Annotated in this window: 17 protein-coding genes and 1 pseudogene; 10 read left to right on the top strand and 8 right to left on the bottom strand. The window is 39.7% G+C overall.

Features of this window, described 5'->3' with window-relative positions; all coding sequences use genetic code 11:
• Positions 1-91: 91 nt before the first annotated feature.
• From WA1_RS10285 to WA1_RS58615, 4 genes and pseudogenes are all read left to right on the top strand, one after another.
• Positions 92-829 carry an ABC transporter permease gene (locus tag WA1_RS10285; RefSeq protein ID WP_336389800.1) on the top strand — a complete coding sequence of 246 codons (738 nt, stop codon included), beginning with the start codon at positions 92-94 and terminating at the stop codon, positions 827-829.
• Positions 830-1,272: 443 nt separating this feature from the next.
• Positions 1,273-3,138, top strand: a complete 1,866-nt coding sequence (locus WA1_RS10280; protein ID WP_017743919.1) for a bifunctional serine/threonine-protein kinase/formylglycine-generating enzyme family protein — start codon at positions 1,273-1,275, stop codon at positions 3,136-3,138.
• A 292-nt stretch (positions 3,139-3,430) separates the two neighbouring features.
• Positions 3,431-3,532, top strand: a pseudogene (locus WA1_RS61645) (IS630 family transposase); the annotation flags it as partial.
• A 69-nt stretch (positions 3,533-3,601) separates the two neighbouring features.
• A complete protein-coding gene (locus WA1_RS58615; protein WP_017743917.1) occupies positions 3,602-5,512 on the top strand; it encodes a tetratricopeptide repeat protein in 1,911 nt (636 codons plus the stop codon).
• 112 nt (positions 5,513-5,624) lie between these two features.
• On the opposite strand, the gene WA1_RS10265 is transcribed toward WA1_RS58615, so the two are convergent.
• Both WA1_RS10265 and WA1_RS10260 read right to left on the bottom strand, forming a co-directional pair.
• Positions 5,625-6,251, bottom strand: coding sequence for a hypothetical protein (locus tag WA1_RS10265; protein ID WP_017743916.1), 627 nt, complete (start codon positions 6,249-6,251; stop codon positions 5,625-5,627).
• A gap of 70 nt (positions 6,252-6,321) precedes the next feature.
• The gene (locus WA1_RS10260; protein ID WP_017743915.1) at positions 6,322-9,591 is read right to left on the bottom strand and encodes a S41 family peptidase; all 3,270 of its coding nucleotides are present in this window, start codon (positions 9,589-9,591) and stop codon (positions 6,322-6,324) included.
• A gap of 144 nt (positions 9,592-9,735) precedes the next feature.
• Between WA1_RS10260 and WA1_RS10255 the strand changes: the two genes are divergently transcribed.
• Both WA1_RS10255 and WA1_RS10250 read left to right on the top strand, forming a co-directional pair.
• A complete protein-coding gene (locus WA1_RS10255) occupies positions 9,736-9,933 on the top strand; it encodes a PIN domain-containing protein (protein ID WP_017743914.1) in 198 nt (65 codons plus the stop codon).
• Positions 9,917-10,141, top strand: coding sequence for a hypothetical protein (locus WA1_RS10250; RefSeq protein ID WP_017743913.1), 225 nt, complete (start codon positions 9,917-9,919; stop codon positions 10,139-10,141). Before WA1_RS10255 ends, WA1_RS10250 begins: the two co-directional genes overlap by 17 nt.
• 44 nt (positions 10,142-10,185) lie before the next feature.
• Here WA1_RS10250 and WA1_RS10245 read toward each other — a convergent pair whose 3' ends face one another.
• The 6 genes from WA1_RS10245 to WA1_RS10220 form a co-directional block, all read right to left on the bottom strand.
• Complete coding sequence (locus WA1_RS10245; protein WP_017743912.1) at positions 10,186-10,893, bottom strand: hypothetical protein; 708 nt, start codon at positions 10,891-10,893, stop codon at positions 10,186-10,188.
• Between the two features lie 103 nt (positions 10,894-10,996).
• Positions 10,997-11,701, bottom strand: coding sequence for a hypothetical protein (locus WA1_RS10240; protein WP_017743911.1), 705 nt, complete (start codon positions 11,699-11,701; stop codon positions 10,997-10,999).
• 97 nt (positions 11,702-11,798) lie between these two features.
• The gene (locus WA1_RS10235) at positions 11,799-13,337 is read right to left on the bottom strand and encodes an FAD-dependent oxidoreductase (RefSeq protein WP_026134706.1); all 1,539 of its coding nucleotides are present in this window, start codon (positions 13,335-13,337) and stop codon (positions 11,799-11,801) included.
• 223 nt (positions 13,338-13,560) lie between these two features.
• Entirely contained in the window at positions 13,561-14,040 is a 480-nt protein-coding gene (locus WA1_RS10230; protein WP_017743909.1) for a hypothetical protein, read from the bottom strand.
• Positions 14,041-14,205: 165 nt separating this feature from the next.
• Positions 14,206-14,418, bottom strand: a complete 213-nt coding sequence (locus tag WA1_RS10225) for a type II toxin-antitoxin system HicB family antitoxin (protein WP_017743908.1) — start codon at positions 14,416-14,418, stop codon at positions 14,206-14,208.
• A gap of 181 nt (positions 14,419-14,599) precedes the next feature.
• Positions 14,600-14,947, bottom strand: coding sequence for a helix-turn-helix transcriptional regulator (locus WA1_RS10220; protein WP_017743907.1), 348 nt, complete (start codon positions 14,945-14,947; stop codon positions 14,600-14,602).
• Positions 14,948-15,377: 430 nt separating this feature from the next.
• Between WA1_RS10220 and WA1_RS10210 the strand changes: the two genes are divergently transcribed.
• From WA1_RS10210 to WA1_RS10195, 4 genes are all read left to right on the top strand, one after another.
• Positions 15,378-16,673 (top strand): glycosyltransferase, encoded by a 1,296-nt coding sequence (locus WA1_RS10210; protein ID WP_017743905.1) that lies wholly within the window; start codon positions 15,378-15,380, stop codon positions 16,671-16,673.
• 80 nt (positions 16,674-16,753) lie between these two features.
• Positions 16,754-17,764, top strand: coding sequence for a glycosyltransferase family 2 protein (locus tag WA1_RS10205; RefSeq protein ID WP_017743904.1), 1,011 nt, complete (start codon positions 16,754-16,756; stop codon positions 17,762-17,764).
• Positions 17,765-17,911: 147 nt separating this feature from the next.
• Entirely contained in the window at positions 17,912-18,784 is an 873-nt protein-coding gene (locus tag WA1_RS10200; protein ID WP_017743903.1) for an ABC transporter permease, read from the top strand.
• A 2-nt stretch (positions 18,785-18,786) separates the two neighbouring features.
• Positions 18,787-20,064: an ABC transporter ATP-binding protein gene (locus WA1_RS10195; protein WP_017743902.1), complete on the top strand. Its 1,278-nt coding sequence runs from the start codon at positions 18,787-18,789 to the stop codon at positions 20,062-20,064.
• The last annotated feature ends 70 nt before the right edge of the window (positions 20,065-20,134 follow it).

The following is a 20,134-nucleotide window of genomic DNA, read 5'->3' as shown; positions in this document are numbered from 1 at the left end:
AGAAATATCAATTTAAATAACAAACGTGAATATAACTCCATCCCGTAAAAAGCCGCGTGTCGTCTCATGGCAGGCGGTTTTCTCATTGTTTATGTTCGTTTTTATGTACCTTCCTATACTGGTACTAGCTTTCTATAGCTTCAACCAATCTCCCTACAGTGCAACTTGGCAAGGTTTCACGTTGGATTGGTATAACAGACTTTTCAATGATGAGCGTATTTTGTCAGCTTTACAAAACAGTTTGATAGTTGCATTTAGTGCTGTAGGTATTTCTGCTATATTAGGAACTTTGATGGCAGTGGGTTTGGGACGTTATCGGTTTCCTGGAAAAACTCTCTATCGTGGGATTTCTTACCTGCCTTTGATTATCCCTGATATTGCGATCGCAGTTGCCACTTTAGTCTTCCTTGCTGCATTTGCGATTCCCCTCAATATATGGACAATTGTGGCAGCTCATGTGGTGTTTTGTCTTGCCTATATTAGTCTTGTTGTGTCATCTCGACTTACCAACCTAGATCCCCATTTAGAAGAAGCAGCACTCGACTTAGGTGCAACACCCGTACAAGCCTTTATAAAAGTCTTATTACCCCAGTTAATGCCAGGTATTATTGCTGGTTGCTTGCTCGCTTTTATCCTGAGTTTAGATGATTTTCTCATCGCTAGCTTTACTGCAGGTAGCGGTTCCAACACTCTACCAATAGAAATATTTAGTCGTATTAGAACGGGAGTTAAACCAGATATAAATGCTCTCAGTGTAATTTTGATTGTCGTTTCTGCTTTTATTGCATTGGTAGCCGAATTAATTCGCGCTTCTAGCCATAGAAAATAAATTTCGTCAATTAGTGGTTAGTGGTCACTGGTCACTGGTCACTGGTCACTGGTCACTGGTTAGGTGTTAAATGTTCAGTATTAACTGTTAAAATTTTTTGAGCAGATTATTATTGATATAACAGAAATTTGTGAGATTGCATTTGCATCTTAACTTAGGTAAGTGCAAATCAACAGACTTCAAATATAAAATGTAAATATATCTAAAATCCATACCAATGACAAGTGACAAATGACAACTGACTTATTTACTGAATATTGATAAATTCCTGATTTATAAATTTTTAACCGTATATAAACAAAGACAGAGAATTTTCTTTATCTGTATCTACCAAAGTGGAAAGTGAGAACAGGTGGAAAACTTCTGTATGCAGAGATACACATCTGTCTTCAACCTCGCTCAGTAAGAGCCAATTCCAGACAATATGCGATACATGGCTCACTATGCAAATTTGCCAAAATCCTCATTGCTCAAATCCCTTCAATCCTGATGGCAACAGATTTTGCAACAGTTGCGGACAAAGCAACTTTGGCAACTTCCTCAGGAACCGCTACCGTGTATTAAGACTGCTAGGCGAAGGCGGGTTTAGCAGAACCTATGCTACTGAAGATGCGGATAGACTTGATGCACCTTGCGTCATCAAGCAGTTCTTCCCACAGGTACAGGGGACTTCGGAACGTACTAAAGCTGCAGAATTGTTCAAGCAAGAAGCGAAACGACTGTACGAACTTGGAGAAAATCACATCCAAATTCCTAGATTGCTGGCTTACTTTGAACAAGGGTCTAGTTTGTATCTCGTACAAGAATTTATCCAAGGGAAAACTCTCTTACAAGAACTTCAGCAACAACCTTTTGGTGAAGAACAAATTCGAGAACTGTTAGCGGATCTACTACCAGTTCTTGAATTTATTCACGAACGTAACGTCATCCATCGGGATATCAAACCAGAGAATATCATCCGCCGACAATCGGATAGGAGACTCGTATTAATTGACTTTGGTGGTGCAAAACAGGTTACCCAAACTAGCCTATCGAGACAAGCAACAGTACTTTATACAATTGGTTACGCACCTAGCGAACAAATGGCTGGTTTTGCTTGTCACGCTAGCGATTTGTACTCTTTAGGAGTCACTTGCGTGCGACTTCTAACTCAGTGCTTACCCGTACAAGATGCTTGCGGACAGATAGATGATACTCTTTACGATCCCTTGAATGGAATATGGTTGTGGCGAGAGCATTTACAGAATACAGATATTACTATTAGTGATGAATTAGGGCAAATTTTAGATAAATTACTGAGTCATTTGGCAAGGGATAGATATCAATCTGCTACAGAAGTTCTGCAAGAGTTGAAGGCTCTCAAAGTAACTGTTACACAATCAATTTTGGGAGCGCCACAATTAGTACAATCATCGCTTCAAGAGAAGCAATTAACAATGGTAACCTCCGAATTAAAAGATTTTTCAGAATTTTCCGAACTACAAACGTTTCAATTTGATGTGGTCACAGTTGATCGGGAAGGAAATAAGATTAAAAGCGATCGCAGAAGCTCAAAGTTTTACACAGAAGATTTAGGTCAAGAAATTATCATGCATATGGTGGCAATTCCTGGTGGCAATTTTATCATGGGTTCACCAGAGAACGAGGGAGATAGTGACGAACGCCCCCAACACGAAGTTAATATCAAACCTTTTTTTATGGGTAAGTTTCCCGTCACTCAAGCACATTGGAAAGCTGTAGCAGCTTTGCCAAAAGTCAAACAATCTTTAAATCCCAACCCATCCAAATTCAAAGGGGCAAATCGACCTGTGGAAAATGTTTCTTGGCATGAAGCGATCGAATTCTGTACCAGACTGACTGAAAAAACAGGACGGTTGTATCGTTTACCCAGTGAATCTGAGTGGGAATATGCTTGTCGTGCTGGAACAATCACCCCCTACCACTTTGGTGAAACGCTCACAGCTGAGGTGGCAAACTGTAGCGCTAGTGATTCTGACGCCTCCAAACTCACAACCAAATCGCGCAAAGAAACAACAGTGGTAGGTAGTTTTCAAGTAGCAAATGCCTTCGGATTGTACGATATGCACGGGCTTGTTTGGGAATGGTGTGCTGACGCTTGGCACAAAAATTATGAAGGCGCACCGATAGATGGAACTGCTTGGGAAGTTGGTGGAGATGAGAATCGCCGAGTCTTGCGGGGTGGTTCTTGGAGTTTTAGCCCCGAACTGTGTCGCAGCGCTAGCCGCAGTTGGAATGAACCAGATGGTGGGCTGAGGATTTGCGGTTTTCGAGTTGTCGCAACTTGGTAATTTTGGATTTTAGATTTTGGATTTTGGATTCATCTCTCATTTCTGGCTAGAGAGGGAAGAATGAACCGCAAAGACGCAAAGAGCACGAAGAAAGAGAAGAAGATCGGTAGGTTGGGTTGAGGAACGAAACCCAACATTTCATAAAAATACCATCTAGAGCGCCGATCCAGTAGAAGTGATTGATACAAGACTCAGGATATGCAGGGTGCCTTGCTGAAGTATTGGGGCTAAAAATATGAATGCGAATTTCAAACTTTTGTTGAACAAGTCTTGGTTACTAGTATGCAGCGAAGGAGCCTGTGTAGTGATGGATAATTTTAGCTCTCATAAAGTTGCAGGAATTCAAGAAGCAATTGAGGCTGTGGGCGCACACTTGGTTTATTTATCACCATATCCGCACAGTTATTTGCGACAACACTATTGATAGAATTAGTTAAAAACTTTCTTTTATCATTTGACATTAGTGACGCAACAACGAACTCAGCAGCAAAAAATCCTGATTTTAACAGCTATTCCTCACGGTCTGCGCCTAGATCGAGAAATTAGGGAAATTCAGGACGCTATTTATCGTGCCATTAGAAGAGATCTGTTTGAAGTTAGCATCAGAACGGCTGTACGCCCTCAAGATATTCGCAGAGCGATTGCAGAAACACACCCTCAAATTGTCCATTTTTGTGGACATGGTATGCCAGATGGCAGTTTGGTGTTGGAGGATGATGAAGGAAACAACAAACCTGTGCAACCAGAAGGGCTAGCAGCGCTGTTTAAGTTGCATACTGAGTACGTGAATTGTGTGCTACTTAATATATGCTACTCAGCTAATCTTGCTAAGGCAATTAGCGAACACATTTATTATGCGATCGGTATGAATCAAGCAATAGGAGATAATGCTGCGATCGCATTTAGTCGAGGATTTTATGATGCATTAGGTTACAAAGATTTAGATAATAAAGATATATTTCAAAGAGCATTTGATGAAGGTTTAGTTGCTATTAAGCTAGAGAGTTTTTCTGAAGGAAAAATTCCTATTCTAGAAAAGAAAATTTCATGGCAATCCATTGAGGAAACTACCCAGAAATTAGGGAAAATTGCTGATATCTCTGAAGAATTACCTCAATCTATGACTACTAATTCTACTCAAACAACAGGTAAAAATGATGTTAGAAACAAGTCCGACCACAGTATTCAACATCTGTCAAATAAAATACAAATCTACAGATTGATTGCTGTGAGCCTCTTGCTTGCATTAGCGTTTGTCACACTGATAAATTTCTTAGTAACACTTCGTGATAAATTTGACAATACACAACAAAATTGCTTTGAATTAGCCACAAAAGAAAACAAACTCATTGTGGTAATTACTAGATTAAACGGTATTGATAACACTTTAGATCAAGTTATTCCCTTTGTTCAAGATCAAGTACTGGATCGACTGAGCAAGCAAGAACAACTAAATGTTGTAGTTTGTCCTGTTAAAGAAAGTGTATCAAACAAGAATGAAGCGAAAGTTTTAGGAAATAAATTAGGAGCAGCAATTATTGTTTGGGGGCGACAAAGTCCAGTAGAACTTGAGATACAAGTAACTACGCTAAAAATTGAAGTTGTATACTTAACTACTGTATCTATTTCTATGACTGATACCCAAACATTCGAGAATGTAAAAGATTTACCTAAGATGATTTCTCTAATGATAACTTTTGCATTAAGTGAAATTTATTCAAGATTAGAAAAACAAAATCTAAAAGCACGTGAAATTTTAAAAACATCGGTTATCTTAACTGAATTATCAGAACCAAACTTGAAGATTCAATATGTTAGAAAAACGTTAGGACTTGCATACTTATTTCTTGGTTACTTACACCTTCCTGTGGAAGGAAATTGTTTAAAAAAATATCTTCAAGATTGTATTGATAGTGCAAATTTATTTAGAAAATCCGCAACAATAGACTCTAGTATTTTCCAAGCTTTTATTGAAGAAGCTATTCTTCAAGAGCAGCTAGGTAATCTTGATGAGGCAATTCGAGTTTATAGTCAATTACTTGCAATTGCTCCGGAAACCAAAAAAGGGTTAATAGCTCGTGTTAGTAGATCTCTCTTATATTTGAATCAGAATAATACTAAAAAAGCTGTTGAAGATTTAAAATTTGCTTGTCAACGCGAACCGAATAATTACGAGTGGCTCAGTTATTTAGGAATTGCTCAACAGCAGGCGGGTGATACCAAAGCTGCAAAAGAAATATATCAATATCTTAGAAAATCTTTAAGTCAAAATCAAACAGCAAAAAATGAGGTGCTTTTTGTTTTAAAGAATCTAGCTAAAGCTCAACCTCAATTTCAGCAAGAAATCCAGTCAGTTATTTCTCTGCTTAGGTAATATCATTAATCTCAAAAACCCGGTTTCTTTAAGTTGATTCTACGAGAGATCAACTTTTGTAACAGAGAGAAACCGGGTTGTTTACCCCTATGTTGAATACTGTGTCAGCAAGCTAGACCTCTTTAGGTCTGTCAATGCGGATTTCACACATATAATCAGAGCATGTGCCATCTGGTAATCTCTCATATCTCTTACCATTACTTCCCACACAGGTACATGAACGACCCAGAAATTCGATAGGAGCAGACCTGAAACTCCAAGATATCGCACTACCTGTACTTCCAGGAACGAGGTTTACCACTGCTTCATCAAAACGTTGAGCTAGCGTTTCTAAAAAATCTACTGATACTGGAAGCTTTCGGCTCGACACATCTTCGGAATTCTTTGGGTTTTCTTCACCGATATTAGCAGTTTCAACTGTAGTTGTTGCGCTCATCAAATTCTTATTTCTAGAACCTGTACCTTGAAATGGCTGACACCACTCTACGGAATAAATTTCCTCCGATCGATCGCTTTCTTTTGGGATTAATCTATATTCGAGTCGAAGACCAAGGAGTTCACTCTCATCATACTTAGCATCAGCCAACTCTTTACAAATCGCATCTCGAACAACTCTCAACATTTCCTCAAAGTTGCTCTTTGCTGGTGATAGTTCTAATGGTAAATCTAGCGTCTCCCGAATAGCTTGTCTCTGTATTTGTTCTAAAAATGGCTCATTAAGATTGATTCTAGATGCCATATTTACTCCTACACATACACATATAATCCAAGTTACTGTTTACAAAAAATTCAATCAAATCAGTCTGCGCTCAATCTGGTAACCGCAATTGAGGACGATCGCCAAAATCAGGTACTCTGACAGGATTTTGTGCCAACTGTTCCAAAATAAGTTCCAAGGCGCGATCCAACTGAGAGTCTTTACCCTGTACCCAATCCTGGGGAGTAATTTCCACTTCAATATCTGGATCTGTGCCATAATTCTCTACTTTCCAACCAACATCTGTAAACCAAGAAGAATTTTCTGGTTGCGTCAAAATACTACCGTCTACTAAAAAATGACGCGATCGCAAACCAATCACTCCACCCCAAGTTCGCTTACCAACTAAAGTCCCCAACTTCATTAATTTAAAGCTATGACTGAAAATATCTCCATCTGATGCAGAGTATTCGTTTGCGATCGCCACAATTGGTCCTGCAACAGAATCATATGGATATGGTTGCGGCTGATTCCAACGGGGTACTTTGTAGCCAATCTGCTTGCGTGACAACTTCTCTAATAAAAGTTGCGATACGTGTCCTCCAGAGTTATATCGCACATCAACAATTAACCCCTCATACTGTGCTTCCATAGAATAATAGCGGTGAAACTCAGCATAACCTCTCGGTCCCATATCCGGTACGTGGACATAGCCAACCCGATGCTCTGTTTTTTCATGAACTATTTGACGGTTGTGCTCAACCCACTCCCGATAGCGGGCTTTGCTCTCGTCTTTTAGAGCTTTTACAGTAATAGTGCGATACTCCTCAGCAGAAGAAGAACCTGCAAAAGTTAGAGAAACCTCACATTCGGCTTGATGAACTAACATTTCTTGCAAAGGACGATCGCGACTGACTCGTTGTCCATTCACTGCTAACAGTAAATCGCCAACTTCAACATTAGTACCGAGACGATTCAAGGGAGAATCTGCTTTTTCATCCCAGGAGTCACCACGAACAATGTGTGCTACCCGATAAGCGTCTGCACTAGCATCGTAAGAAAAATCTGCACCCAAAAATCCTAATCGATAAAAGGGAGACTTCCGGTAATCACCACCTATTTCATAAGCGTGGGATGTCCCCAGTTCTCCTTGCATTTCCCAGATTAAATCTGAAAATTCAGAACGACTAGAAACCCTATCTAACAGAGGGCGATAGCGTTGCCAAACTCTTTCCCAATCCACACCAGACATATTTTCTACCCAAAAATGCTCTTTTTGCAACCGCCACGCTTCTCGCATCATTTGCTGAAATTCTTGAGTGGGAACTACAGAAATTCGCACTCGTTTTAAGTCAAGCCATCCAGTTTTTCTCCCTGGTTCATCTTCTATCTTATTATTGGTTTGAGGAGTAGCTGTACAGAGACGCAATCGATTTTTAGAACGATAGATGACAGTTTCGTTATCTCTAGCAACTTTGAAACTACTTATCTCTTTAGCGACAGTGTCTTGTTTTTGTTTGTCAAAATCGTAAACAAGCAGCAATGCTTTGTCATCTTTTTGATGGAGCCAGTCATCTTCATTATCCAAGCTTCCTTGAATTGGAAAAGAACTAAACAAGACTTTTCCTTTTAAACCCCAAATTTTTTTGTAACTCCCTTCTGGGATTGGAAAAGCAACAACTCTCTGGGTTATACCATCAAAATCTATTTCAATTTTAGGAATTTTTTTATTCTCAGATGTCAGAGCACTTTTTGCTTCTCCATTTTCTTCGCGATCGCTATTTTCACCAGATGATTTTTCCGTTGAATTTTGGGACTGCTTTGTCAGTGGTTTGGGAACAGGTACAAACGGTGATGGTGTATCTTTTTTTAGAGAAATGAGGAATGGACGTACTGCACGGGGAAAACCTAAGTCAAAGTAGAGGCTATCGTAAACCGGATTGAATTCTCGGTAGGAAAGAAAATAAAGGAATTTGCCTTCTGGATCGAAAGAAGGGCTAAAATCCCAAAAACAAGGTTCTGTCAAGCAATGAGTACTACCATCTTCAACAGAATATAGTTTAATTATCGATACTTTTGACTTGATTGAAAAGCTGTAGGCAACCCACTTACCATCTGGAGACCAAGAGAGTCCGCTCATCCGATTGTGGTTGCTGCGGTCAATTATACGACTTTCTTTAGTATTTAAATTTACCAAAATCAATTCGAGCCGATGGTTAGATAGAACTACCAAATCCTCCACTGGTGAAACATCCATTGCAACAGCTTGACCTAAATCCAGTCCATCCAAACGTTCTGGTTGTGCATTCGGACTTGGGCTGTGAATTTCAAGTGCTTCTATTCCTCTATTGTCAGAGATAGTAACAAATCGTTTGCGATCGTTCAACCAACGAGTTAAACGATAACGCACTCCATCTGGAAGCCCAATTTGAGTCACAGCACCTTCCCAGTTCCCAAACCAGAAACTTTTACCCCGACAGGTAATTAGAGTAGAGTGTCCTTCTGGATGTAAGTTATATTCTTCCAAATAGTGTGCAGCATCCACAAACTTGCGATGTCTCTGAACTTGAGGGCTGTGGAAGTCAACTTCAATTTGATAATTTTCCTCTAAAGTTGGATCGAAGCAAAAGAGTTCTGCACCTGCATGATACACAATTCGTTTGCCATCTGTAGTTGCATTACGCACATAGTATTCCCGACTGTAGGTATGTTGTTTTAAGTCTTCTCCAACAGGAGTACAGGAATAAAGGTTTCCAATCCCCTCATGGTCAGAAATAAAGTAAATACGCGCCCCCACCCACATGGGAACACTGATGTTTCCCGGTAAATCGATGAGTTTTTGGAACGTTCCCTTGGATGATGGATCGATCCAAAAGACTCCAGTTCTTCCACCTCGGTAGCGTTTCCAGTAAGCTAAGTCACTCGTGTTTTTACCTAAGACAACCCCACCATTCGTTCCATAGGAAATGTGATGAGCCAATCCTACAGGAAGGCGTTCTGGCATTCCTCCCTCTGAGTCAATACGGTAAAGATTGTGTATTCGCCGAAAAGGTTGTGCTGCATTACTGGAAAAAAGAATAGACTTGCCATCGAAACTCCAACCAACAACGGCTGTTGCTGCTCCCAAAAATGTCAGTCGTTTGGCAATACCACCATCAGCAGGCATCGTGTAAACTTCTGAATGACCTTCTTCTCGTCCGATAAAAGCCAGTAAAGTTCCATCAGGAGAAAAACAAGGGTGAGAGACTGCTCCCAGATTCGAAGTTAATCGTACAGCATACCCGCCCTTAAGTGGAACACTCCAAAGGTCATCTTCACACACAAAAACGACATTGGTATCGTGAATCGTTGGAAACCTGTAGTAGCCGGATTGTCTATTCATGGTTTTTGAGACACTGCTATGCATCTAACAATGTAATACACAAACATCTAATCCTGAGTATCAAATGGTATAGAGGGTGTAAACACTGAAATCAGAAGCGTAGTATAGTATAAATACTTGATTAGACTGACAAACAAGCACTATGTGATCTCCAGTTATGATGCAACTCATATCGCTAGCGCTGAAAGAAGTCAGGCTGATGTATTTCTCACAACAGATGACAGACTGTTCAGAAAAGCCCAAAAAAATTATCAATTAATTAACGTAAAGATTAATAATCCCGTTCAATGGCTCGCAGAAGTAGTACAAGCTGAGGAAAGCAATGATGAAAACTCAAAATGAAATCATTAAACAAGGCTACGACGCCTTAATCAATTCTCTGGGAGTTGCTGATACCATTCGATTTATTCAATATTTTAGTCTAGGTAAGGGGGATTATACCAAAGAACGTCATCAATGGCTAGAGCAAAAAACTTTGGCAGATGTTTTAGTGGAAATGAAACAATTGCAGGAAGACGATACCAATCAATATGACGAAATTATTGAGTAGTAACTAGTACTTGACCTGCAATCGTAATGATTATACAGACTGACTCAACGTGCGCCAAAAATTTCTGAAAGCGCTGAGACAATATCAAGATAGAAGTTACCTTGTACCGCTCGGAATAACTCAAATTTAGAATCGGGCGCACCAAAAAATGGTCTGAGAAACCATCCCAACTGCATTCCCACAAACGCATACAGAAACAACCACGATCGCAGTATAGTTGTACGGGTTTTTTTACCTACCTCATCTTGTTGTGAAAGTAATTGCATCCCCTCGTAAAGAAATTTGACGCCAAAAGAACCCGTGATCCCAAAAATTAAAACATTTAAAATTTTAAAAAATTGATATGAGTCAGGGGCTGTGATTAAAAAGAACAGCGTCACTGGTGCAAAACTAAATAAAAGTACGCTTATAACCGATACAGCTGTTAACAGAACAACGAAATGCTGTATAAAGCTGCTACGGGAACCAAAGAGTACATTAAAAAAGAATAAAGTTGGAAAACAAATGATGAGAGTCAGTAAATAAAACGCGGGTAGTTTGATACCCCCAGAAATTGCCTGCGCCCAACTGTGAGATGCACCAATAATTACGCCGTAGGTAGCAAAAAATATGGAACTTGAAACCAGCAGGGAACTGATTTTGCTTTGCAGTCTGACTTCTTGTCGGATTTCTTCTAGAAAAGCTTGGCGATCGCGCAGTAAGCTAAGAAGGACAGAAAAGTGTTGTACGCCTTGAAATTGTTTTTGAATCATAAAGTCTCTTAGATTTTGATTATTTAACCGCAGATGAACGCGGATGGACGCGGATAATTCTCTAAAAATAATCTGCGTGTATCTGCGTTCATCTGCGGTTCATTTAACGAAACCCCAACAAATAACTAACTGATTGGAGAATGCTTAGATAAAAATTGCCTTCCCTCTCTCTAAATAATTGAAAAGTAGAATCAGGTGTACCAAAGAAGGGTCTGAGAGTCCATCCTAACTGACTACCAACAAAAGCATAAAGAAATAACCAAGAACGTATAATTTTTTTACGGGTAGTGCTCCCCTCGCCGTCTTGTTCTAAAACTACACTTGTTGCTTGATATAAAGAAGAAATTCCAATAAATCCTGTTAAAGCAAAGATAATAACATTTAACAGAATTAGAAATTGATAATTATTTGTTGTAATTAAAAAGAACAGTGTGATAGGCGCAAAACTAAATAATAGTACGCTCGTTACAGAAACTGCTGTTAGGACTAAAGCAAAATGCTGACTGAAAGTGCGCTTTGAACCAAAAATAATGTTAGAAAAGAAAAGTGTAGGCAAACAAATCAGTAGTGTTATTAAATAGAGGGCTGGTAGTTTAATAGCAGAGGACAAAGCTTGCATCCAACTATGATAAGCACCAATGATTCCACCATAGATGGCAAGGAACAGGGAACTACAAACAAGCAAAGATATAATTTTATTTGGTAATCTGACTCCTTGACGAATATCTTCTAGAAATGCTTGTCGTTCTCGCAACAAGCCAATGAGTACTGCAAAGTATTTTATGCCTTGGGATTCTCGCTCTATCATGTTGTTGGTTGTTAGTTGTTAGTTGTTATTTGTTGGTTGTTGGTTACTTATTAATGGCTACTAACAACTAACCACTATCCACTAACCACTAACCAATTCAAAAATAATCCTTGCCAGAACCATACTTCCAACCCTCAGCTAAGCGATGCCAATAGTATTTGGAAACATGGGGCAAAGTTTTCATCCACGGTTGTAACATTTCACTTAGCAAAAACAAAGCAGCATAAACCCCTAAATTTCCGTAATGTACCATCCAATTGAGTAAAGTTCCCAATCCAACTTGTGGAATCACCTTGGCGACTAATCCGGGATGTGTCACACCAGTTTTGATGAGGGTTTGTGTCAGTGCGGGAAACTGCACCACATCTTGCAAAAATGGTTTGAGAACTGGTTCGCCTAACTGTTCCATTTGTTGAAAGACTGCAGACAGTAGTTGGTTAATTTGATTGGGGTCAATTTTTTGATTCACTCCCACACTCATGGCTCTTTGGAAAAGCCAAGTCACAGCTAAACTGGGTTGGTAGGGTTGCAGAATTGAGAGTGCGTTGGCAGATAATTGATTGGTTTGGAGTGCTTCATGAATGCCAAGTGTCAGACGCTCTAGGTGACGTACCATTGCACCAAAACCCCCAAAACTCAAGGGAGACTGGCTACCACTGCTATCTCCGACTGGTAGTATGCGATTCCAAGGTGTTTTTAAAGGACTTTGACGGTAGGAGGGGAAAAAGCCAAACAGTGCTCTTTGAAATGTCAACTGGTTTAACTCCACGCCTTGATATTCTGGCATTAAGCGCAGATAATCCTCAAAAAGTGCTTCCAAACCCATGCGTTGTGGATGTGTATCCATGTAAGTAAACAGGTAAGTAGTTCTACCATCTTTTGCTGGGAAAGCTTCCCAAAAGTACTGGCATTGATTGTGTAAGGGTGTGAAAGATAACAACAAATCCCCCGTGTGATTTTCCGGAAAACCTCGAGCGCAACTTCCCACCACCAAACACAGTGCATCTGGTTTTTTTCCTGCTCGTGCTTGTTGCACAATGGGGGAAAGATGTCCCATAGCGTCAAGAAGCAACCTGGTTGTGAACTGGTTATTGACTCTGACTCCGTCGGGATGAACGACGGCTTCTGTAAATGGTGTGTTCTCAAATAACTTTCCACCAGAGGCTAAAAATCTCTGTTTTAAGGTTTCTAAGAGGTAAACTGGATCTACGCCGATATTTAAAACATCCTCTACCCAAACTTCTGTACCGTTATGGAAGCCGACTCTAGCAGGGTTGTAAATTGTTGCGATCGCTTTCTCTAATTCTTCTGTTGTCAGTAAATTTAATTCTAAAAAAACTTGTAATTCTTTGCGGGAAATGTTCCATTCTTGTTCTCTACCTCGCAACATTCTCCGTTCTATGAGCGCCACTCGCACTCCTTTTAAAGCTAAGGCGCAGCCAATTAAAATGCCTAAGGTTCCACCGCAAATCACAACGTCCCAATCTACCGTACCTAAAGGCTCGGTTGTTTCCTTGACTACCATTGGTATTGGTGTATCGCCTTCTCTTATGGATGCTAAGATGCGATCGCTTTGACGTAGCCCCAATAAAACATTACCTGGTAGTTGCGAGAGAATTTCTTCTGTTAGCGACATACAAGCCAATTCCATCACCGTAAATTGCTTCTATAGGAATCCTAAATCATTTGTGAAATAAGGTGATTTCCAGAAAATTAATTACCGGGGAATCGGTAACCTGTCGTAGGGGCGCAATGCCTTGCGCCCCTACAGAGGTAAAATCTTTCTCAGAAATTACCTAGAGAAACCCAGTATTTTGGGAGATACTGTGGTTTGGTAAGGGAATAGACTTCTCGAACTACTAATCTTGTTTCTGCCTCCCCTCAGCTTCCAAATACTCAAAATTAGGATAATCAAAAATAGGAGACAGAGTAGGAATATTACCCATAACAGCTAAATCATCTCTGATTTTACCTGTCAAAGCCGCTATTAAAACATTATGTTGGCCAATGATTGAGGTAAGTGCTTCTATATTTCGGTTCTCCCAGTAACCGGCTTCATCGCTAACATCACAAGTAATTCCTAACTCACAAGCCGCGTCGAGCATTTTCACAATCAATAAATGACACTTGAGAAAATTCTCCAAACCTCCATATTTGGGATTGCTAGCATATTGGGTTTTACAAAAACCCCTCCACGACCAATCATTAACATCTTTGATTTCTGAGTGGGTAGCCAAACCAAAAATAGGAGTTTCCGAACCTTCTCCAGGAAGCAAATCAAAACCAATAATATAGGTAGGATGTCTAATTAAATCTTTGTGAGTGAATATATTAAACATTAGACAAACAACATACCGAAGATACAGGATAAGTTTTTACACAAGAGGCAATTGAGACAGCGTTTGATTTGACTAAGGGACAGCTTTGATGATGGACGGAACTTACTACCTATGCACGCACAACGGTAACAGAACGTCCTTAATTCGTAGTTGTCACTTGAGTAATTAAGCGGACATTATGTGCTGCTTTGGTTCTGGAATTGGACGACCTAGTTCCTTGGCTGTCTCAATCCACTCCTGCATGATAATTTCTACATTTTCCAGTGCTTGTTGATACGTAGAACCATCAGCTGCACAACCTGGTAATTCTGGGACGTCCGCAATAAATGCTTGGTCTTCCTGGCTCCAATATAGAATAACTTCATAGCGAAGCGTCATCTTGACCTCCTAAATTATACTTAAAAATCACTGCACGTACTTGGTTTACCTGATAATACTTTCGGGTTGGAATGGATGTATTGCCGCCACTCCATAAATTAAGAATTTTTTGATGGTAAGGTCTAAATATTTATTATTTTAACTGTTGGATGAGGACATTACGCTCCCAACCGTGAACAGTTTAGAATGATTGAGCAGTAGGTAGGTCTTTTGGCAAGTTATCAGAGATGGGCGCTAGATAGATCGTGACACGTTTATCAAAAGCTGCTGCAATATGATTTAGCATAGCGATCGCGTCTCCTTCGTAGTCAGCATCTTCTAGTTGGCAAATAACTGATGTAGCTACGCCAACAAGTTTAGCAAGTTCACTTTGAGAAAGTCCTTCCTCTTCTCGAAGGAGATTGGTTTTTCGAGCTACTTCATCATTAATTCTTGCCTGTTGGAGTGCCGCAATGCGCTCGGGTTTTCCCTGGTAATAGCGCTGATGTATAATTCTGAGGGCGTTAGTTGTTGTTCTCTCTTCTCTCATTCTTTTCTGGCAGATTATGTAGCCATTCTAACACTGGAACACTTCCATCCTCCTCTTTGTAGAAGATTACTAATGTTATTGGCACATCTTCTCCTAATATGTTCGCATTTTTGTGAATATACTGCAAATGGTTTCTTATTGCAAAATCGGAGATAGGCAAGCAAAATTTAATGCTAAGTAACCCTGATGCATAATTTAGTTGTGCGAACGGCGTTTTAAGTTTTCCCACAAACCACACTGTCAGTACATAAATTCTTTAATTACTAAAAATTTACCATATCTTTAAAAAGATAAATATACTGTAAAGAAAGTTCAAAAAATAGCTTTTCTCTAAAAAAAAGTAATTATGGTAGTTAAGGATTATTTGCCCTAAAACCACAAAAGTCGGTATTAAAGCAAATCGAAATAAGTGTTGATTTGTGATTTTTTTATGAAAATAGCATTCATTTTAGGTGAGTTTCCTGTATTATCAGAAACTTTTATCCTGAATCAAATTACAGGGTTAATCTCGCGAGGACATGAGGTACATATTTACGGTTACCGTCCTGATGATATGTCTAAAATACATCCAGATATAGAAAAATATCAACTTCTTCAACGGACTCACTACATACCTTCAATTTCAACAAATTACTTAGGTCGAGTGCTAAAAGGGCTGGGATTAATAGTGACTAATTTACACAAAAGCCCATTGGTTATACTGCGATCGCTAAACTTTTTAAAATACGGTAAATATGCCACTTCCCTTCGGCTGTTATACTCAGTAATACCACTCCTGAAGTCCAAGCAGTACGATATTATTCACGGTCAATTTGGAATGCATGGTATCGAAGGTCAGATACTCCGCGATATTGGTGCGATCGAAGGCAAATTGGTCACTTCATTCCGAGGTTATGATATTAGCTACTATGTTCAAGAGTGTGGCGAAGATGTTTATAATGAACTTTTTGTCAAAGGAGATTTTTTCCTTGCCAATTGTGAATTTTTCCGACAAAAAGCCATTAACCTAGGTTGCGATCGCAACAAAATTGTAGTTCTTCGTTCGGGAATAGACTGTAGCAGATTTCAGTTTAAAGCACGGCGTCCTAACGCAAATAACAAAATTCGGATTGTTACTGTTGGGCGTCTTGTTGAGAAGAAAGGTATAGAGTACGGTATTCGCGCCCTTGCCAAAGTGGCAAATGTTCATCCAAATGTTGAATACAATGTCATAGGTGATGGCTACTTAAAAACAGAGTTACATTTGTTGATAGAAGAATTGAAAATAACTGACAAAGTTAAACTTCTAGGCTGGAAAAATCAGCAAGAAATTATTGACATCCTAGACAATTCTCATTTATTTATAGCTCCAAGTGTAACTGCTCAAGATGGCAATCAAGACGCTCCAGTTAACACTTTAAAAGAGGCAATGGCAATGGGTTTACCAGTCATAGGTACCTTTCATGGCGGTATTCCCGAACTCGTACAAGATGGTGTTTCTGGGTTTCTCGTTCCAGAGCGAGATGCGGATGCCATAGCTGAAAAGTTAATTTATTTGATCGAGCATCCCGATATTTGGGAAAACATGGGCGCAGTTGGCCGTACTTGTGTAGAGGCAAACTACGATATTAATAAGTTGAACGATAAGCTAGTCGAGATTTACCAACTAGTAGCAATGACCCCCCATCAACCAAGTCAGGAAGAAATGTCAGTGGTCACCGCAAATCGCGAATACACTAATCCGTAGTTACACTATAAGTGGTATAACTCAAAAGGGATAATATTGAATGAAACACCTATCGAATAACATTAGAGCAGGATTTAGATATGAACTCATCAGAAGTAACAAACCCGCAAGTGACTATTGTCGTCGTTCCACGAGAACGCTTCAGTTACACCCGTGAATCTCTTGAAAGTATCTACGCATATACTGAATATCCTTTTCAGTTAGTTTACGTAGATGGTGGTTCACCATCTCATATCAAAAAGTACCTAACAGAGCAAGCTATCCAAAAGCAATTTCAACTGCTCCGCACCGAACATTACCTCTCTCCAAACCACGCTAGAAATATTGGTTTGCGTCAAGTTCACAGCAAATATGTCGTTTTTATTGATAACGACGTTGTCGTTACCCCTGGTTGGCTGAAGACTTTGGTGTCCTGTGCGGAAGAAACGGAAGCGACTTTAGTCAGCCCTCTGATTTGTCAAGGGACTCCCCTACATGAAGAAGTGCATTGTGCGGGTGGTGAATCTGGAGTTGTGCTAGAAACCAAAGGCGAAACAACAAGACGGCGGATAATTGAAAAAATTTACAAGCAAGGTCGTCAAATTTCAGAAGTCCGTCCTCAATTGCAACGGCAAAAAACTGGGCTAGCAGAATTCCACTGCATGATGGTACGCACGGAAATATTTGAGAAAATCGGTCTTTTGGATGAAGCCCTGCTGAATACCAAAGAACACGTCGATTTGTGCATTCAGGTGGCTGAAGTTGGTGGTACGATCTATTTAGAACCAGATTCTCTAGTCACTTACGTACCAGGACCTCCACTTGATTGGACAGACGTACATTACTATATGTTGCGTTGGAGTGATGAGTGGGAACTCACAAGCCTAAAACGCCTCCGGGACAAGTGGAACCTCACTGAAGATGAATACTTTAAAAATAAGTACAAGCGGTTGGGATGGCGTCGCGACATGACAATTATCAATTCCATCGCCCGTAAAGTACCCTTTGGTAGATTTGGGTCACGGGTAGCAGGGAAAATACTGTATGAACTGGATAAGGTTTTGAACAGGTATATCACTAGCCACTATGCTAAAAGATACTTGCCAAGGTAAACGAAACGCTGTTTCATCAAAAGTGGTGAATGCGATCGCAGCCTCAACGCAAGGATGATACCCTGGAGAGTCTCCTTTCCAAAAAAAGCGTGTGGTAAAAGATACTCACCATACGCAAACAGAGAAGATGCAGTAAGGTGAAGAATTTTGAAACATAAAGAGAGCTTAAAATCGCAACTATCTGAGGTAATTTATACACCCGAAAGTCAACTGCGGCGTCCAATTGACTTGTTCAAACAAATGTGGCGCGACTTGCTAGCTTCTCGCGAACTTGCATGGCGGTTGATGGTACGGGATATTACAGCTCAATATCGGCAATCATTTTTAGGTGTAGCCTGGGCATTTTTACCGCCAATTGTCATGGCTATTGGCTTTACTCTTGCAAATGATGCCAATGTCATTAATGTTGGAAAGACAGACATACCTTATCCAGCTTATGTCATGTTCAGCACTGCGCTATGGCAAACATTTGTAGACGCATTAAATGGTCCGGTACAAGCCGTGACAGTTGCAAAACCAATGCTAGCGAGAGTGAATTTTCCTCGAGAGTCTCTGATTCTAGCAAAAGTAGGCGAAGTGTTTTTTAACTTTGCCATCAAATTGATTTTAATAGTGGGATTGTACTTCTGGTTTCGTATTTCTATCACCTGGACAGCGCTCTTAGTACCAGTTGCTTTAATTCATTTGATTATTCTGGGAACATTTATTGGTGTTTTGTTGGCTCCATTAGGAATTTTGTATCAAGATGTTTCTAAAGGGTTAACTCTTATTACAGGGTTTTGGCTATTTTTGACTCCCGTGGTTTATCCAGTTCCAAATGAAGGAACCTTTGGGTTATTAGTCAAGCTAAATCCTGTCACTCCTCTATTAGTGACAACACGAGAATTAGCAACAACAGGAGTTATCTCCAACCCTTTAGGATTTTGGGTTGTCAGTGTGCTTTCCTTTGTCGGATTGTTAGTAACTTGGGTGACTTTTCGACTAGCAATGCCTTTTGTTGTTGAGCGAGTGAGTTCTTAGTAATGACTAATTTAAGAGAAAAACAAATTACGGTTCATCATGAAGATACGGAAGTTGTTATTTCAGCCAAAAATGTTTCTAAAAAGTTTTGCAGGGACTTGAAAAACTCTTTGTTATACGGGCTTCAAGATATTGCGATCGAGTTAACAGGAGGAAACAGAAAAAGCGATACTTTAAGAGCAAAAGAATTTTGGGCGCTGAATGATGTTAGCTTTGACCTAAAGCGCGGACAAGCATTAGGCTTGGTTGGCTCGAATGGCGCTGGAAAAAGTACGCTATTACGCATCATTAGTGGTTTGATTAAGCCAGATACTGGTACAGTAAAAGTAAGAGGTAGAGTCGCACCTCTGATTGCTCTTGGTGCAGGATTTAATCCTATCCTAACGGGACGAGAAAATATCTATGCAAATATGTCCGTTCTGGGTTTAGCTACTGAAGAAATCGAAGAGAAATTTCAGGAAGTCGTTGATTTTGCTGGAATTGCAGATGCGATTGATGCACCAGTACAGACTTATAGTTCTGGAATGGCAGCACGATTGGGATTTGCGTGTGCAGTTCACATCGAGCCAGATGTTTTGCTGATTGATGAAGTGCTAGCTGTAGGAGACATTTCTTTTAAGATGAAATGTTATCAGAGACTTGCAAAACTCAGGGAACAGGGTACAGCTTTTATCTTAGTCTCCCATAATCCTCATGTTGTCTTAAATGTTTGTGAATCTTCTATTTATTTGAAGAAAGGCAATTTGGTAACTTCTGGTGAGACAAGCTCTGTCATTCGCAAATATGAAGAAGATCTTTGTTTGGGAGGTACAGAAGTATCTTCAGGAGTCATGTATTTACCTGAAAAACAAAAGAATGAAAGTCTTGGTGTTGATGTGATTTCTCTTTGTTTTAAGGATGAGCAAGGAAACATACTTGATAATCTTCTATCTGGCGAATTAGCCTACTTCTGTGTCGAATGTGCATCACATATAAAAGTAGAGAATATCAATATAGGTATCTTAATTACTGCTTTATCCGGACAGAACGAACGAGTTTTGTATATTGCTTCATCAAGTGATAACGAATTCCTTGAAATCTTACCAGGCAAATCTGAAATACAAATGCAAATGCCTTACTGTTGCTTATTACCTGGTTTATACAGCGCCAAAGTATATGTAAAAGAAGGTATTCGCTCTTTCGATATAGTGGAATCTTTTAGATTTTTAGTAAGAGCGAATAAAGTCATTAGTCAATCTTTGTTTTATCAGCCAAGGTATTGGAAAGTTATTAATAAGTAAGCCTTGTGTTGAAAGTAAATAAATATTGGCTTTTGGTTTGATGTATTCCCTCTGTTCTTTTGAAAATAGG

Source organism: Scytonema hofmannii PCC 7110, from assembly GCF_000346485.2.
GTDB classification, from domain to species: domain Bacteria; phylum Cyanobacteriota; class Cyanobacteriia; order Cyanobacteriales; family Nostocaceae; genus Scytonema; species Scytonema hofmannii.
The sequence above is the reverse complement of the archived record's forward strand: the minus strand, read 5'-3'. Positions and strand labels throughout refer to the sequence as shown.

Coding starts and splice junctions, on each gene's coding strand:
- WA1_RS10285 (WP_336389800.1), top strand. CDS start 92: ATGTTCGTTTTTATGTACCTTCCTATACTGGTACTAGCTTTCTATAGC.
- WA1_RS10280 (WP_017743919.1), top strand. CDS start 1,273: ATGCAAATTTGCCAAAATCCTCATTGCTCAAATCCCTTCAATCCTGAT.
- WA1_RS10265 (WP_017743916.1), bottom strand. CDS start 6,251: ATGGCATCTAGAATCAATCTTAATGAGCCATTTTTAGAACAAATACAG.
- WA1_RS10260 (WP_017743915.1), bottom strand. CDS start 9,591: ATGAATAGACAATCCGGCTACTACAGGTTTCCAACGATTCACGATACC.
- WA1_RS10250 (WP_017743913.1), top strand. CDS start 9,917: ATGAAAACTCAAAATGAAATCATTAAACAAGGCTACGACGCCTTAATC.
- WA1_RS10245 (WP_017743912.1), bottom strand. CDS start 10,893: ATGATTCAAAAACAATTTCAAGGCGTACAACACTTTTCTGTCCTTCTT.
- WA1_RS10240 (WP_017743911.1), bottom strand. CDS start 11,701: ATGATAGAGCGAGAATCCCAAGGCATAAAATACTTTGCAGTACTCATT.
- WA1_RS10235 (WP_026134706.1), bottom strand. CDS start 13,337: ATGTCGCTAACAGAAGAAATTCTCTCGCAACTACCAGGTAATGTTTTA.
- WA1_RS10230 (WP_017743909.1), bottom strand. CDS start 14,040: ATGTTTAATATATTCACTCACAAAGATTTAATTAGACATCCTACCTAT.
- WA1_RS10225 (WP_017743908.1), bottom strand. CDS start 14,418: ATGACGCTTCGCTATGAAGTTATTCTATATTGGAGCCAGGAAGACCAA.
- WA1_RS10220 (WP_017743907.1), bottom strand. CDS start 14,947: ATGAGAGAAGAGAGAACAACAACTAACGCCCTCAGAATTATACATCAG.
- WA1_RS10210 (WP_017743905.1), top strand. CDS start 15,378: ATGAAAATAGCATTCATTTTAGGTGAGTTTCCTGTATTATCAGAAACT.
- WA1_RS10205 (WP_017743904.1), top strand. CDS start 16,754: ATGAACTCATCAGAAGTAACAAACCCGCAAGTGACTATTGTCGTCGTT.
- WA1_RS10195 (WP_017743902.1), top strand. CDS start 18,787: ATGACTAATTTAAGAGAAAAACAAATTACGGTTCATCATGAAGATACG.